Source organism: Exiguobacterium indicum HHS 31 (assembly GCF_001939065.1).
Taxonomy (GTDB): domain Bacteria; phylum Bacillota; class Bacilli; order Exiguobacteriales; family Exiguobacteriaceae; genus Exiguobacterium_A; species Exiguobacterium_A indicum.
The window spans coordinates 1,279,032-1,293,391 of the sequence record NZ_MPSZ01000001.1 but is presented as its reverse complement, the minus strand read 5'-3'; the positions used below and the strand labels follow the sequence as shown (position 1 = coordinate 1,293,391).

General features: G+C 51.5%; 14 protein-coding genes. 12 read left to right on the top strand and 2 right to left on the bottom strand.

What is annotated here, in order from left to right; genetic code table 11:
- Positions 1 to 13 precede the first annotated feature (13 nt).
- The 11 genes from pyrR (at position 14) to N179_RS06955 (ending at position 12,358) form a co-directional block, all read left to right on the top strand.
- The gene (gene pyrR, locus N179_RS07005) at positions 14 to 544 is read left to right on the top strand and encodes a bifunctional pyr operon transcriptional regulator/uracil phosphoribosyltransferase PyrR (RefSeq protein ID WP_064299916.1); all 531 of its coding nucleotides are present in this window, start codon (positions 14 to 16) and stop codon (positions 542 to 544) included.
- A 51-nt stretch (positions 545 to 595) separates the two neighbouring features.
- Positions 596 to 1,909 (top strand): uracil-xanthine permease family protein, encoded by a 1,314-nt coding sequence (locus N179_RS07000; protein WP_050677526.1) that lies wholly within the window; start codon positions 596 to 598, stop codon positions 1,907 to 1,909.
- A gap of 123 nt (positions 1,910 to 2,032) precedes the next feature.
- Positions 2,033 to 2,968, top strand: coding sequence for an aspartate carbamoyltransferase catalytic subunit (locus tag N179_RS06995; RefSeq protein ID WP_023468788.1), 936 nt, complete (start codon positions 2,033 to 2,035; stop codon positions 2,966 to 2,968).
- Positions 2,952 to 4,223: a dihydroorotase gene (locus tag N179_RS06990; protein WP_023468787.1), complete on the top strand. Its 1,272-nt coding sequence runs from the start codon at positions 2,952 to 2,954 to the stop codon at positions 4,221 to 4,223. The genes N179_RS06995 and N179_RS06990 overlap by 17 nt, the downstream gene beginning before the upstream one ends.
- A complete protein-coding gene (locus N179_RS06985; protein ID WP_023468786.1) occupies positions 4,216 to 5,304 on the top strand; it encodes a carbamoyl phosphate synthase small subunit in 1,089 nt (362 codons plus the stop codon). Before N179_RS06990 ends, N179_RS06985 begins: the two co-directional genes overlap by 8 nt.
- Positions 5,297 to 8,506, top strand: a complete 3,210-nt coding sequence (gene carB, locus N179_RS06980) for a carbamoyl-phosphate synthase large subunit (protein WP_075642553.1) — start codon at positions 5,297 to 5,299, stop codon at positions 8,504 to 8,506. Before N179_RS06985 ends, carB begins: the two co-directional genes overlap by 8 nt.
- Positions 8,503 to 9,234 carry an iron-sulfur cluster-binding protein gene (locus N179_RS06975; protein ID WP_075642552.1) on the top strand — a complete coding sequence of 244 codons (732 nt, stop codon included), beginning with the start codon at positions 8,503 to 8,505 and terminating at the stop codon, positions 9,232 to 9,234. The genes carB and N179_RS06975 overlap by 4 nt, the downstream gene beginning before the upstream one ends.
- The gene (locus tag N179_RS06970) at positions 9,231 to 10,163 is read left to right on the top strand and encodes a dihydroorotate dehydrogenase (protein ID WP_075642551.1); all 933 of its coding nucleotides are present in this window, start codon (positions 9,231 to 9,233) and stop codon (positions 10,161 to 10,163) included. Before N179_RS06975 ends, N179_RS06970 begins: the two co-directional genes overlap by 4 nt.
- Positions 10,138 to 10,839 carry an orotidine-5'-phosphate decarboxylase gene (gene pyrF / locus N179_RS06965; RefSeq protein WP_035396734.1) on the top strand — a complete coding sequence of 234 codons (702 nt, stop codon included), beginning with the start codon at positions 10,138 to 10,140 and terminating at the stop codon, positions 10,837 to 10,839. Before N179_RS06970 ends, pyrF begins: the two co-directional genes overlap by 26 nt.
- Positions 10,833 to 11,468: an orotate phosphoribosyltransferase gene (pyrE, locus tag N179_RS06960; RefSeq protein ID WP_074668419.1), complete on the top strand. Its 636-nt coding sequence runs from the start codon at positions 10,833 to 10,835 to the stop codon at positions 11,466 to 11,468. Before pyrF ends, pyrE begins: the two co-directional genes overlap by 7 nt.
- Before the next feature lie 80 nt (positions 11,469 to 11,548).
- On the top strand, positions 11,549 to 12,358 hold the full coding sequence (locus N179_RS06955; RefSeq protein ID WP_075642550.1) for a GNAT family N-acetyltransferase: 810 nt from the start codon (positions 11,549 to 11,551) through the stop codon (positions 12,356 to 12,358).
- Between the two features lie 108 nt (positions 12,359 to 12,466).
- Here the strand turns inward: N179_RS06955 and N179_RS06950 are convergent, their stop codons facing one another.
- Positions 12,467 to 13,438: a zinc-binding dehydrogenase gene (locus tag N179_RS06950; protein ID WP_055968652.1), complete on the bottom strand. Its 972-nt coding sequence runs from the start codon at positions 13,436 to 13,438 to the stop codon at positions 12,467 to 12,469.
- 2 nt (positions 13,439 to 13,440) lie between these two features.
- Positions 13,441 to 13,932 (bottom strand): lactoylglutathione lyase family protein, encoded by a 492-nt coding sequence (locus N179_RS06945; RefSeq protein WP_075642549.1) that lies wholly within the window; start codon positions 13,930 to 13,932, stop codon positions 13,441 to 13,443.
- Positions 13,933 to 14,036: 104 nt separating this feature from the next.
- Here N179_RS06945 and N179_RS06940 point away from each other — a divergent pair, with 104 nt between their 5' ends.
- Positions 14,037 to 14,351 carry a winged helix-turn-helix transcriptional regulator gene (locus tag N179_RS06940; protein ID WP_023468777.1) on the top strand — a complete coding sequence of 105 codons (315 nt, stop codon included), beginning with the start codon at positions 14,037 to 14,039 and terminating at the stop codon, positions 14,349 to 14,351.
- Positions 14,352 to 14,360: the final 9 nt, after the last annotated feature.

Genomic DNA, 14,360 nt, shown 5'->3' with positions numbered 1-14,360 from the left:
GAAAGGAGAAACCATGAAACCAGCCGTCATCTTAGATGAAGCCGCGATCGGACGTGCACTGACACGGATCGCCCATGAAATCATCGAACGTAACAAAGGAATTCATGATTTGATAATCGTCGGAATCAAGACGCGAGGCGAGACACTCGCTCGCCGACTTGCGAAGCGCATCGAACAAATCGAAGGAAAACCGGTCTTACTCGGTGTCGTTGACATCTCGATGTACCGGGATGACTTGTCGAAACGAAGTTTAGAACCAGAAATCAAAGGTTCTGATCTACCGGAAGACATCACCGGGAAAATCGTCGTCCTCGTTGACGACGTCCTCTACACAGGACGCACCGTTCGCGCCGCGATGGATGCGCTCGTCGATCACGGAAGACCGAGTATGATTCAACTTGCTGTCCTCGTCGACCGCGGACATCGGGAGTTACCGATTCGACCAGATTTCATCGGTAAGAACGTCCCGACATCCCGCGAGGAACAAGTCGTCGTCGCGCTCGCCGAAGTCGATGAAGCCGATCAAGTATTCATTAAACGCTAAAATTCAAAACCTTTAAGGTGGTCCAGAGAGACCAGAAAGGGAGTCATCCATATGGCAAAACATGCCGCAGTACTTGATGTACAAGAAGTACCTACTCACCCTCTAAACTGGCTGATGCTCAGCTTACAACACGTCTTCGCGATGTTTGGTGCGACCGTGCTCGTCCCGCTCTTAACGGGACTCAACACATCGGTCGCGCTCGTCGCAAGCGGAGTCGGCACACTGATTTTCCTCGCCGTCACCCGCTTCAAAGTACCCACATATCTTGGTTCGAGTTTTGCCTACATCGCCCCAATCATCGCCGTCAGTGAGCGGTGGGGTGTCGAGGATGCCTTAATCGGCGGAATGGTCGCTGGACTCGTCTACGGACTCGTCTCACTCCTCATCCGCTACACGGGAGCTGCTTGGTTGCTTCGCTTACTCCCGCCGGTCGTCATCGGACCGGTCATCATGGTCATCGGTCTATCGCTCGCCCCGACCGCTGTCAACATGGCGATGAACGGAGCGGATGGTAAGTACAACGGACTGTACTTCCTCGTTGCGATGGTCACACTCGGCGTCACACTCCTTGCGATGACGTACTTAAAAGGAATGTGGAGTACGATTCCGATTTTGTTCGGGATCACAGTTGGTTATCTCGTTGCGGCATCGGTCGGAATCATTGACTTCACACCACTCCAACAAGCCACGTTCTTCCACGTGCCAGACTTCACGATTCCGTTCTTGAATTACACACCATCGTGGAATACAGCCGCCTTGCTTCTGATTGTTCCTGTGACGCTCGTCACACTGACGGAGCACATCGGCGAACAAAAAGTGACATCACGGATCATCGGGCGCGAGACGCTCCTCGATCCAGGGATGCACCGGACCGTACTGGGTGACGGGATCGCGAAGACAGTCGCGTCGATGCTTGGCGGACCACCGGTTACGACGTATGGTGAGAACAACGGTGTCATGTCGATCACACGCGTCTACAGTGTCTATGTCCTCGGTGGTGCGGCGGTTCTTGCAATCAGCTTCGGATTCCTCGGATACGTCGAAGGGTTCATCAAGACGATTCCGACACCGGTCATGGGTGGAATCAGTATCCTCTTGTTCGGAGTCATCGCGTCGAACGGTCTCCGGACGCTGACGGAAAGTAAGATCGATCTTGCCGATAAACGAAATCTGACGATTACAGCCGTCATTCTCGTCACAGGTATCGGAGGCGCGGCGCTTAAAATCGGCAACTTCTCTCTCGAAGGAATGGCACTAGCGACGATTCTTGGAATCATCCTGAATCTAGTTCTTCCAAAAACGACAGAGCAGGTCGAAGAAACAACGGAAACCTCTACAACTCAATCAGTAGCTAACAACTTTTAAGACGTTCCGAGAGAACGATAAAGTGAAGGCCATGAAAAGATGCAGGGAATCACTCTGCCTTCTTTCGGCGCACCTTCACTTAGAAGGTGCGCCTTTTTCATGACCTGAAGAGGAGTGAATGATATGAAGACGATCCTAAAAACCCGGCATTTCGTCAACCTAGAAAGTTTATCCACGACAGAAATCAATTCTTTGATTGAACGCAGTCTCGCTTTTAAACGAGGCGAGCCAGCACCAGATTTTTCCGGTAAGACACTCGTCAATCTGTTCTTTGAAAACTCGACGCGGACACGCTCTTCCTTTGAGATGGCAGAGCATCGTCTGAATATGCATCTACTGCCGTTCGAAACGGCGACTTCCTCCGTGCAAAAAGGAGAAACGTTACGCGATACATGCAAGACACTCGAAGCAATCGGCGCAGATGCTTTGGTCATTCGTCACGGAGCAACCGGATATTACGAAGAACTGATGCAGACGCTCAATATTCCGATCATCAATGCGGGAGATGGGAGCGGTCAACATCCGTCTCAGTCCTTACTCGATTTGATGACGATGGTCGAAACGTATGGAACGGTCGAAGGAAAAGTCGTCGTCATCTGTGGGGACTTACAACATAGTCGCGTCGCCCGATCGAACGCTGACATCTTAAAACGACTCGGTGCCATCGTCTATGGATCAGGACCTATTGAGTGGTACGACCCTGCGATGGGCATACCGTATCTTCCGATGGATGAAGCCGTCGAGCAGTGCGACATCTTGATGTTACTGCGTGTCCAGCACGAACGGCATGACGGGACGACGCGATTTGATCCAGCAGTCTACCACACAACGCACGGATTGACAGATGAGCGGATGAACCGTCTGAAGCATTCCGCGATCGTGCTTCATCCGGCACCGGTCAATCGGGGAGTCGAGATTGCCGACGAACTGGTCGAACATCCGCGATCGCGGATTTTTGAACAGATGAAAAACGGTGTCTTTGCACGGATGGCGATTCTGGAATGGTGCTTTTCAACGAAATCAATCAAAGGAGACGATGCAGATGACAACACGAATTGAGAATGCGAGATGGTACGAGGCGGGACAAGTTCGAACGGGAGATATTCGGATTGAAGCCGGGAAAATCACGGATTTAGCAGCAACACCGCAAGCGAATGAAACGGTCATTGATGCGTCCGGCTTATTCGTCGCACCAGGATTCGTTGACATCCATGTCCACCTGCGGGAACCGGGTGGCGAACATAAGGAGACGATTGCGACCGGCACGGCAGCGGCGGCAGCGGGTGGATTCACGACGATTTGTCCGATGCCGAACACGCGCCCCGTACCAGACGATCGTCAAACACTTGATGCGTTGTTCCAAAAGATTGAAGAGACAGCGTCCGTTCGGGTTTTGCCTTACGCGGCGATTTCAAAAAATCAACTCGGACAAGAACTCGTCGCGTTCGACCAATTAACAGATGCTGTCGCCTTTACGGATGATGGTGTCGGCGTCCAGACGGCAGCAGTCATGCGGACAGCGATGCAACAGGCGGCACGGCTCGGGAAAACGATCGTTGCTCACTGCGAAGATGATTCGTTAAAAGCAGGATGTGTGCACGAGGGGAACTATAGTCGACGGGAAGGACTACAAGGTATTCCGTCGCTTGCTGAGAGTATCCACATCGCACGTGATGTTCTGATCGCAGAAGAAACCGGCTGTCATTATCACGTCTGTCATGTCTCGACGAAAGAATCGGTCCGTGTCATCCGTGACGCGAAACGAGCAGGGATTCGGGTGACGGCAGAAGTCACACCGCACCATCTGGTGTTGATCGATGAAGACATACCGAATCAGGACCCGAACTTTAAAATGAATCCTCCCTTACGAAGTGAAGCAGATCGCCAAGCATTGCTCGAGGGGTTAGCGGACGGAACGATTGATTGCATCGCGACCGATCATGCTCCCCATGCGGCAGAAGAGAAGGCACTCGGTATCGAACGCGCCCCGTTCGGCATCACAGGGTTCGAGACGGCCTTCCCACTCCTCTATACGAAGCTCGTCGCTGAAGGAGAGATGACACTTGAGACACTGATTCGGAATTTGACGGATAAGGCAGCAGCCATCTTTGAACTTCCTTACGGGAAACTCGAAGTGGGGGCGGAAGCAGATCTAGTTTTGCTTGATCTAGAAACGGAGCGTACCGTATCACCGGAACGATTCCGCTCAAAAGGCAAGAACACACCGTTCGCAGGAGAACGGTTAAAAGGATTCCCGGTCATGACGCTCGTCAAGGGAGAAATCGTATTCAAGGAGGACACAGCACATGCGTAAACGGACACTGATACTAGAAGATGGGATGACGTTTGAAGGAACGGCGTTTGGATCAGATACGACAACAACAGGAGAGGTCGTCTTCCAGACCGGAATGACAGGATATCAGGAAATGTTATCGGATCCATCTTACTGCGATCAGATGATCGTGTTGACGAACCCGTTGATCGGAAACTACGGGATTAACCGAGAAGATTATGAGACGACGCGTCCGCTCGCTAAAGCACTGATTGTACGTGAACATTGTCAGACGCCGTCGAATTTCCGAAGTGAGATGTCGCTCGATGCAGCACTTCAAGATCTTGATATTCCAGGATTAAGTGGAATCGATACGCGTCAACTGACACGGCATATCCGTTCGAAAGGTGTCATGCGTGGACGACTCGTTGACGGTGAGTTCGATTTAGCAGCAGAACTGGTTCATCTTCAAAATGCACCTATCGAGACGGATCAAGTCAAGCGGGCTTCAACGGAACGAGCGTACATCATTCCGGGTGCTGGACCGCGGATCGTTCTCGTCGATTTCGGTGCGAAGCTCGGAATCGTCCGCGAACTCGTCAAACGCGGCTGTGAAGTCGTCGTCGTGCCCTACGACGTCAGTGCAACGGAAGTCTTACGCTATCGTCCGGACGGTGTAATGCTATCGAACGGACCAGGGAATCCAAAGGATGTCCCGACAGCGATTCCGATGATTCAAGAATTGACGGGAAAAGTCGTCATCTTCGGCATCTGTCTCGGTCATCAGTTGATCGCACTAGCGCACGGGGCGGATACGTTCAAGCTCCCATTCGGTCACCGAGGGGCGAATCATCCAGTCCAAGATATCCGGACTGGTCGCGTCGATATCACGTCGCAAAACCACGGGTATGCCGTCGACGAACAGTCATTACGCGATACCGTGCTTGAAGTGACGCATCTTGCGATCAACGACGGAACGGTCGAAGGAATCCGTCATACGACAGCAGCGGTCTTCTCCGTCCAGTACCATCCGGAAGCATCACCTGGTCCGATGGATGCGAACGGTCTATTCCAACAGTTTTTAGAAGAAATCACGAAACAACAGGAGGTCTCTCATGCCTAAACGTCAAGATATCCAGAAAATTCTCGTTATCGGGTCCGGTCCTATCGTGATCGGACAAGCAGCTGAATTCGACTACGCTGGAACACAAGCGTGTCAAGCCTTGAAGGAAGAAGGATATGAAGTCATCCTCGTCAACTCGAACCCAGCAACGATCATGACGGATCCAACGGTCGCTGATCGTGTCTACATCGAACCCCTCCAAGCAGAGTTCGTCTCACGGATCATCCGCAAGGAACGTCCGGATGCTTTGCTTGCGACACTCGGAGGTCAAACGGGTCTGAACTTGGCTGTCGAACTGGATCGTCTCGGTGTCCTTGCTGAGTATGGTGTCGAGTTACTCGGTACGAAATTGTCAGCAATCGAAGAGGCAGAAGATCGTGATTTGTTCCGTCAACTGATGTTTAAACGCGGGCATGGTGTGCCGGACAGTGAAATCGTGCATACGCTCGAAGAGGCACAACAATTCCGGCAACAGATCGGTCTACCGATCATCATCCGTCCGGCGTATACGCTTGGGGGAACGGGCGGCGGAATCGCCAGCACACCAGAAGAGTTCACGCGAATCGTCGAAGGGGGACTCAAGGCAAGTCCGGCAACACAGGTACTTCTTGAAAAATCAATTGCCGGGATGAAGGAAGTCGAGTTCGAAGTCATGCGCGATGCGACGAACCAAGCGATCATCGTCTGTGCGATGGAAAACTTCGATCCCGTCGGCGTTCATACCGGAGACTCGATCGTCTTCGCTCCGACGCAAACGCTATCGGATCGCGATTATCAATTGTTGCGAAACGTCTCGCTCGATATCATTCGTGCACTTGGAATCGAGGGCGGATGTAACATCCAGTTCGCACTGGATCCGACGAGCTTCGACTACTATGTCATCGAAGTCAACCCACGTGTCTCACGCTCGTCTGCACTCGCGTCAAAAGCAACGGGTTACCCAATCGCAAAACTGGCTGCGAAAATTGCCGTCGGGTATGCCTTGTCCGAATTAAAGAACCCGATCACCGAGACAAGTTTTGCTTCGTTCGAACCGGCACTCGATTACGTCGTCGCCAAGATTCCGCGCTGGCCGTTCGATAAATTCGAAACGGCGGACCGGACACTCGGCACACAGATGAAAGCAACTGGTGAGGTCATGGCAATGGGACGGACGATGGAAGAGGCATTACTGAAAGCGGTCCGTTCGCTTGAAATCGGTACAGCGGATCTGTATATGCCACGCTTCATCGAAATGGCAGATGATGCGTTACAACAAGCGATTCGCCAAGCGACGGACGATCGACTCTTCGCCTTGTACGCGGGCTTCGTCCGCGGTTACAGCGTCGAACAGATTCATGACTGGACAGCGATTGATCGCCTGTTCCTTGAAAAGTTGCACCATATTTGGCAGCTCGAGCAATCAGTCGCAACTGGTTTGACACCTGAGCTACTCCTGCATGTGAAGCGATATGGATTCAGTGACCCGATGCTCGCTCGGATCACCGGACAAACGGAAACGGAGATTCGCCGGATGCGTGAAGCACAAGCGATTCACCCGGTCTATAAGATGGTCGATACGTGTGCGGCAGAGTTCGCGTCCGACACGCCATACTATTACGGAACATACGAACGCGAAAATGAAGCAATCGCGACGAACCGTTCTTCGATTCTCGTCCTAGGATCGGGACCGATCCGGATTGGTCAAGGAGTCGAGTTCGATTACGCGACAGTCCATTCGATTCAAGCGATTCGACAAGCCGGCTACGAAGCAATCATCGTCAACAACAATCCAGAAACGGTGTCGACCGACTTCTCGATTTCCGATCGGCTCTACTTTGAACCACTGACGACGGAGGATGTACTGGAAGTCATCCGAAACGAACGTCCACTCGGTGTCATCGTCCAGTTCGGTGGACAGACAGCGATCAACTTAGCCGAGTCATTAGCAGCAGAAGGTGTAAAAATCCTCGGGACATCGCTTGAGGATCTCGACCGGGCTGAGGACCGGAAACAGTTCGAAGCAGCATTGACGGCGCTCGACATTCCACAGCCACCAGGTAAAACGGCCGTGACAGTCGAAGAAGCGGTCACGGCAGCAGCGTCACTCGGTTACCCGGTTCTCGTTCGTCCATCGTACGTCCTCGGCGGTCGGGCAATGGAAATCGTCTATGCTCAAGAAGAACTGGAACATTATATGAAACACGCGGTCATCGCCTCACCGGAACGACCGGTCCTCGTTGACCGCTATCTGACAGGAATCGAACTCGAGGTCGACGCAATCTGCGACGGAACGGATGTCGTCATTCCAGGCATCATGGAGCACATCGAACGTGCCGGTGTTCACTCGGGTGACTCGATTGGTGTCTATCCGCCACAACGTGTCTCCCAAGACATCAAGGACCGGATCGTCGACTACACGACACGGATTGCGAAAGCATTCGGCATCAAAGGCTTACTCAACATCCAGTTCGTCTACGCGGACGGCGCTCTCTATGTCCTTGAAGTCAATCCGCGTGCTAGCCGGACGGTGCCATTCATCTCGAAAGTGACGGGACTTCCGGTCGCGCGTCTCGCAACGGACATCATTCTCGGTGAGACACTCGCTTCTTATGGATTAACAAGTGGTGTCCTACCGGAAGAACCACTCGTCTCGGTCAAAGTACCGGTCTTCTCATTTGCGAAGCTTAAAGAAGTTGATCCGACACTCGGACCGGAAATGAAATCAACCGGTGAAGTCATCGGAACGGACCGGACGCTCGAAAAAGCGCTCTATAAAGGGTTGCTCGCATCAGGGATGGCGATTCCAGAGCACGGTCGTGTCCTCTTGACAGTCGCAGATCCAGATAAAGCAGAAATGACGGATCTCGCACGACGCTTTGCCTCACTTGGATTCACGTTACTTGCAACGGAAGGAACGGCAGCGTACTTGACGGAGCAAGGATTACCGGTCCAGACGGTCGGCAAAATCGACTCGTCTTCCGAATCGATGCTCGACGTGATTGAAAAAGGGGAAATCGAATACGTCATCAATACGATGAGTCGGGACTCGCAAGTCACGAAAGATGGCTTCATCATTCGCCGGGCAGCAGCCGAGAATCAAGTCGTCTGTCTGACATCACTCGATACGGCGGAAGCAATTCTACGTGTCATCGAAAGTCGCTCATTTGAAGCCAGTGCGATCCAAGCCTTCACACATGAAAAGAAAGTGGTGATCCAATGAAGCAACTCTTGACGGTCGTCTCTCGACGAACGGTAGCTCAAGGTGCGACAGAACTCGTCTGTCGCCTTGAGCAACCTCAGGTCATCGCGCCAGGGCGATTCATGCATCTTCGCGTCGGGCCACTCTTACGCCGACCGATCTCGATTGCCCGGGTCGACCATGATTTGATCACGTTTCTCTTTAAAGAAATCGGACAAGGAACAGCAGAACTGGCTTCTTTGCGTCCGGATGATACGATCGATGCCCTCGGACCGCTTGGAAACGGGTTTCCGATTGCTGCTATCCATCCAACTCAACGCGTCGTCCTCGTTGGTGGGGGGATCGGTGTACCACCGCTGTATGAGACGATGCGCCAACTTGTCGCCCGGGGTGTGACATGTGAAGCGATTCTAGGATTCGATACGGCAACAAGTGTTTTTTACGAAGCGGAATTCCAAGCGCTCGGTAAGACGACGGTCACGACCGTCGATGGGACGCATGGCACAAAAGGGTTCGTCACGGCTGCCTTACATCCGGAAAGCTACGATGTCCTACTCGCCTGCGGACCGGAACCGATGCTGAAGTCACTACAGCAACAACCGATTGAACATAAGTATCTGTCGATCGAAAACCGAATGGGGTGCGGGATCGGAGCATGCTTTGCCTGTGTCTGTCAAACACCGACGGGCGGGTACGTCAAGACGTGTTCCGATGGTCCAGTCTTTCGGACAGAGGAGGTCGTACTATGACGGAACGATTGCGTGTCGAGTTGCCGGGACTCTCTTTAAAAAATCCGATCATGCCGGCATCCGGATGTTTTGGGTTCGGTGAGGAATATGCGAAGTTGTATGATTTATCAGAGCTTGGGGCAATCATGATTAAAGCAGCGACGGGGGAAGAACGTTACGGAAACCCGACGCCGCGTGTCGCAGAGAGTGGGATGGGGATGTTGAATGCAATCGGTCTCCAAAACCCGGGTGTCGATGGTATCCTAACGAATAAATTGCCTTTTCTCGAGACGTTCGATACGGCAATCATCGCCAATGTCGCGGGTTCGACACCGGAAGAATATGAGCTCGTCGCAGAAAAAATGAGTCAGCACCCAGGCATTCATGCATTGGAATTAAATATTTCCTGTCCGAACGTCAAATCGGGAGGGATTCAATTCGGAACGGAACCGTTGCTTGCCGCTGAGTTGACCCGACGTGTCAAACGAGTCTCGACTAAACCGGTCTACGTCAAACTATCACCGAACGTCACCTCGATCGTTGAGATGGCGCGTGCCGTCGAAGCAGCGGGCGCAGACGGACTGACGATGATCAATACACTCGTTGGGATGCGAATCGATGTCCGGACGGGGCAACCAATCCTTGCGAACCGTATCGGTGGATTATCCGGTCCATCGATCAAACCGGTTGCGATTCGGATGATTCATGATGTCGCGCAAGCCGTTTCGATCCCGATCATTGGCATGGGTGGCGTGATGGAGGTCGATGATGTCCTCGAAATGATTTACGCTGGAGCTTCGGCTGTTGCCGTCGGTACCGCAAACTTCGTCAATCCATACATCTGTCAAGAATTGATTCAGCAGTTACCGGAACGCATGGACGAACTTGGTATTGATCATATTTTAGACATCAGGGGGAAAGCATATGAATCAACTTTACATCGCGCTTGATTTTCCGACCGAAGCAGAAGTCTTTTCGTTTCTCGAACGGTTCGAAGCGACAAGACCAGCTGTGAAAGTCGGGATGGAATTGTTTTATGCAGCAGGCGGAACCTTCGTCCGAAAACTCGTCGAGCGCGGACATGCGGTGTTCCTCGATGTCAAAGTCCACGACATTCCAGAAACGGCACGTCGGACGATGCGTATCATCGGACAATTAGACGTCGAACTGACGAACGTCCATGTTGCTGGTGGGAAAGAGATGATGATCGCAGCCCGAGAAGGACTGCGTGAGACGAACGCTGAGACACAACTGATTGGCGTGACTCAGTTGACATCGACGGATGAAGCGATGTTACGCGATTTAAAGATTGAAGGAGTGATGCCGGCAGTCGTTCGTGAATATGCGCAACTCGCAGAAGCAGCAGGACTAGATGGTATCGTCTGTTCAGCACTCGATCTTCCGGAACTAGTTTCAGCTTGTCGGACAGATTTTCGGTTCGTCACACCCGGCATTCGTCCGACGAACAGTCAAGCGGATGATCAAAAGCGGGTCGCGACCGTTCTTGACGCTCGTCAAAATGGAGCGACGGATTTAGTGATCGGTCGTCCGATTACGCGTGCAGAACATCCAGAACAGGTCTATCTGATGTTACTTGAACAATGGAAGGGGCAATTCTCATGGTAAATCCAATCGCTAGTGCGTTACTCCGTATTGAAGCCGTCACCTTATCGCCAAACGATCCATACACATGGGCAAGTGGACTTCGTTCACCGATTTATTGTGATAATCGTTTGACGCTCTCGTACCCAGAAGTTCGTTCCTTGATTGCAGATGCACTCGCTGAGAAAGTGAAGGGACTTGCAGTCGATGTGATTGCTGGAACTGCGACGGCAGGTATTCCACACGCAGCATTCGTCGCGGAACGACTAGGATTACCGATGGTCTACGTACGTAGTGGCAACAAGAAACACGGTAAAGGGAATCAAATCGAAGGTGTCATTCAACCTGGACAACGTGTCGTCGTCATCGAAGACTTATTATCGACGGGGATGTCTGCAATCGAAGCGGCGCAAGCTCTGCAAGCGAAGGGAGCAAATGTCATTCGCATTCAAGCGATCTTCTCGTACGGGATGGAGCGCTTGTCAAACAATCTCCGCGACGCAAAGATCGAAGCGGATGCATTACTGACGTTCGAAGCGTTACTCGAAACCGCACAACAACAAGGTGATATTACTATAGAAGAGCAAAAACAGTTGGCGGATTGGTCGAAAGATCCAGTCGCTTGGAGCGAACGTTTTACAGCGAACGTCTAAAATCGATAGATTCCGTCGGACGACCTACGATTTCTAGTGAATGTTTTGGTACACTAGAAAAATAAAGGAGGTCGTCGACTATGGTGACGCATTATCGTGATTATGAACAGTTCAAAAAGGTCGTCCTCCCGTTTTTGCTTGAACGTCCGGATACCCATCAGTTGATTCTTGGCATATTAGAACGTGGGGATGAACCGCTCTTGATGGCAACGGCACAAGAAGACGATCATCGTCTCGTCATATTGCAAACGATACCGGAGCAAGCCATCGTCGCAGGTGATGTGTTCTCGCAAGAAGGAATCCGAAAGCTCGCGCGAATTCTGGATAGTCCAGGATTCGTCGGAGAACAGGCCATCTTAGCGCCGCTTTTACTCCCACATTCCATGTATGAGGTACATATGGAACAAGGGATGTATACACTGACAGAGGTCGAGATGCCGCTTGTTCCGGAAAACGTCGTCTTCCGACCGATTTCGGACGATGAAAGACAACAAGCCTTAGCATTTGCGTCCGGATTTTTACATGAAGTTGAAACGCGACCTTCTGAGCGACAGCTTACGCAACTCCATCAGTCGATGACGCGCCACATCCAGCAAGGAAGCTTGTTCGGACTGTTTCGTGGAGATATGCTTGTCGCGATGGCGGCAGCAACGCGTCCGACGCAAACTGGGATTACGATTTCTTACGTCTATACGCCGAAAGAACTGCGTGGAAATGGGTATGCCTCTTATCTCGTCGCCAAACTATCTGAACATCTACTAAAGTCTTATCCGGTCGTGACGCTCTACACCGATTGGTCGAACCAGACAGCGAATAAGATCTATCAGCATGTCGGTTTCGAGTTAGTCGGGCGATCCTTACATATCAAGAAACAAGAGCGCTATCGATGAATATCGAGCCACTTGTTTCTTGGACATGTCTAGACATTGATATGTACAACAACAGCCGATCATCCTGTTATCTAAGGACGATCGGCTGTTTCATGTCAAACTGAGAAATCAATTGAATGTAGCGATGATTTTACCACGGACATGGCGTTCAGATAGACGTTGCAATCCTTTGACGATGTCCGCTGCTGGAATCTCTTCTGTGACGAGTGGATCTAGTTCTTTTGCTGCGACGAGTTTTAATAACTCGCTTGCCATATGACCGAGGTTTCGGATGGCACGGTCATCTTCGCTTGCATAAGCAGCCGCGAGTGCTACTTCATGGATCGAAGGGGAGAGCGTGAACGGCTTGACGACCGACTGATCGGGACCACCGGCGATGAAGGCAAGTTGCCCCGAGAAGGCAAGACGTCCGAGATCCGCTGTTGCTTCATCTCGACCGACCGTATTAAAAATCAAGTCAGCGCCGCGACCATTCGTCCAATCGCGGATGACATCCGTGACATTTTCTTTTTTGTAGTCGATTGCAAGATCGGCACCGAGTCGCTTGACCCACTCGTGGTTTTCCGTCGAAGCAGTCGTTGCGACTGAAAGACCCAGGCGTTTTGCGAGTTGAATGCCGATGCCACCAACACCACCTGCACCAGCATGAATGAGGATCGTCTCTTTTCCTGTCGTGTTCATCTTCTGAATGATGGCTTCATAGGCCGTCATGCCTGCGCAAAGAATCGCAGCGGCTTCAGCGAATGAGATGTCTTCCGGAATCAGGGCGAGGGCACGTGTATCGACGAGTGCATATTCAGCAAAAGCACCATCGCGTTGCAGGTTCGTATGAATCGCTACGCGATCGCCGATTTTCACTTCTGCGCCGGGTCCGATTTGTTCGACGACACCAGCTAGATCGACGCCTGGAATATGCGGGAACGTCCAAGCTGGATTGTTAGTCGCCTTATAGTCGACGGGATTCAGTGCGACGGTCTTGACGCGAATCAAAGCTTGACCTTCTCCTGGCGTCGGCGTCTCGACCTCTTCAAATGTCCATTGACCAATGGCTGTACCTGAGTGATTTAACCATGCTTTCATGTTTAATACGCTCCTTCCGAATACGTGAGTTCATACGAGTGAGAGTAGATTTCGACGAGGTTACCGAATGGATCCTCACAGTAGACCATTCGATACGGCTTGTCTCCCGGATAGTATTCGCGGATTGGCATCCGTTGTTTGCCACCATGGGCAACGATTTTTTCGACGAGTCCTTCGACGTCTGGATCTTGAATCGCATAATGGAAGATGCCTGTTTTCCAGAATTCGAAGTTGTTTTCGGGTTGTTCATTGTTCGGGAATTCGAACAACTCGATTCCGATGCGGTCACCTGTCGCCATGTGAGCAATCCGGAACTTGTTCCACCCTGCACCAAAGACATCCGTACACATGACACCGATGGCAGAATCATCTTCGAAGACATCAGACGGTTCCATGATGATATACCAGCCCATCACCTCTTGATAAAAACGGACGGCTTCGTCGAGATTCGGCACGGAAAGACCGATGTGCGAAAAATTACGTGGATACGTCATGCTTAACACTCCTTTTGCAAAATGATTTACGCATACTCTAACTTACGCTACACTCGATTGCATAGTACGCACTTTGAAGTAACTACTCTGGAGGAGAGAACAACATGTCGACAGAACAATTTCCGGTCAATCGGGCGCTCGCCATCATCGGCGGAAAATGGCGTCCACAATTATATTGCACGTTAGAGAACGGTCCGAAACGTTTTTTAGAGTTACAACGTGCCATTCCCGGGATTTCTCGGAAAGTCTTGACCGATCAGTTAAAAGAACTTGAACGACTCGGAATGATCGAGCGGATTGAGTATGATGAAGCCGTCTTACACGTCGAATACAAATTGACAGAGGCGGCATTTACACTGCAACCGGCCATGAAAGGTTTATGCGCGTGGGGGGAAGGGAATCAATTATCCGAATCCTAAACGAGAGGC

What these genes read in the sequence shown, in the direction of transcription:
- pyrR (WP_064299916.1), top strand. Translation starts at nt 14, where the DNA reads ATGAAACCAGCCGTCATCTTAGATGAAGCCGCGATCGGACGTGCACTG.
- N179_RS07000 (WP_050677526.1), top strand. Translation starts at nt 596, where the DNA reads ATGGCAAAACATGCCGCAGTACTTGATGTACAAGAAGTACCTACTCAC.
- N179_RS06995 (WP_023468788.1), top strand. Translation starts at nt 2,033, where the DNA reads ATGAAGACGATCCTAAAAACCCGGCATTTCGTCAACCTAGAAAGTTTA.
- N179_RS06990 (WP_023468787.1), top strand. Translation starts at nt 2,952, where the DNA reads ATGACAACACGAATTGAGAATGCGAGATGGTACGAGGCGGGACAAGTT.
- N179_RS06985 (WP_023468786.1), top strand. Translation starts at nt 4,216, where the DNA reads ATGCGTAAACGGACACTGATACTAGAAGATGGGATGACGTTTGAAGGA.
- carB (WP_075642553.1), top strand. Translation starts at nt 5,297, where the DNA reads ATGCCTAAACGTCAAGATATCCAGAAAATTCTCGTTATCGGGTCCGGT.
- N179_RS06975 (WP_075642552.1), top strand. Translation starts at nt 8,503, where the DNA reads ATGAAGCAACTCTTGACGGTCGTCTCTCGACGAACGGTAGCTCAAGGT.
- N179_RS06970 (WP_075642551.1), top strand. Translation starts at nt 9,231, where the DNA reads ATGACGGAACGATTGCGTGTCGAGTTGCCGGGACTCTCTTTAAAAAAT.
- pyrF (WP_035396734.1), top strand. Translation starts at nt 10,138, where the DNA reads ATGAATCAACTTTACATCGCGCTTGATTTTCCGACCGAAGCAGAAGTC.
- pyrE (WP_074668419.1), top strand. Translation starts at nt 10,833, where the DNA reads ATGGTAAATCCAATCGCTAGTGCGTTACTCCGTATTGAAGCCGTCACC.
- N179_RS06955 (WP_075642550.1), top strand. Translation starts at nt 11,549, where the DNA reads ATGGTGACGCATTATCGTGATTATGAACAGTTCAAAAAGGTCGTCCTC.
- N179_RS06950 (WP_055968652.1), bottom strand. Translation starts at nt 13,438, where the DNA reads ATGAAAGCATGGTTAAATCACTCAGGTACAGCCATTGGTCAATGGACA.
- N179_RS06945 (WP_075642549.1), bottom strand. Translation starts at nt 13,932, where the DNA reads ATGACGTATCCACGTAATTTTTCGCACATCGGTCTTTCCGTGCCGAAT.
- N179_RS06940 (WP_023468777.1), top strand. Translation starts at nt 14,037, where the DNA reads ATGTCGACAGAACAATTTCCGGTCAATCGGGCGCTCGCCATCATCGGC.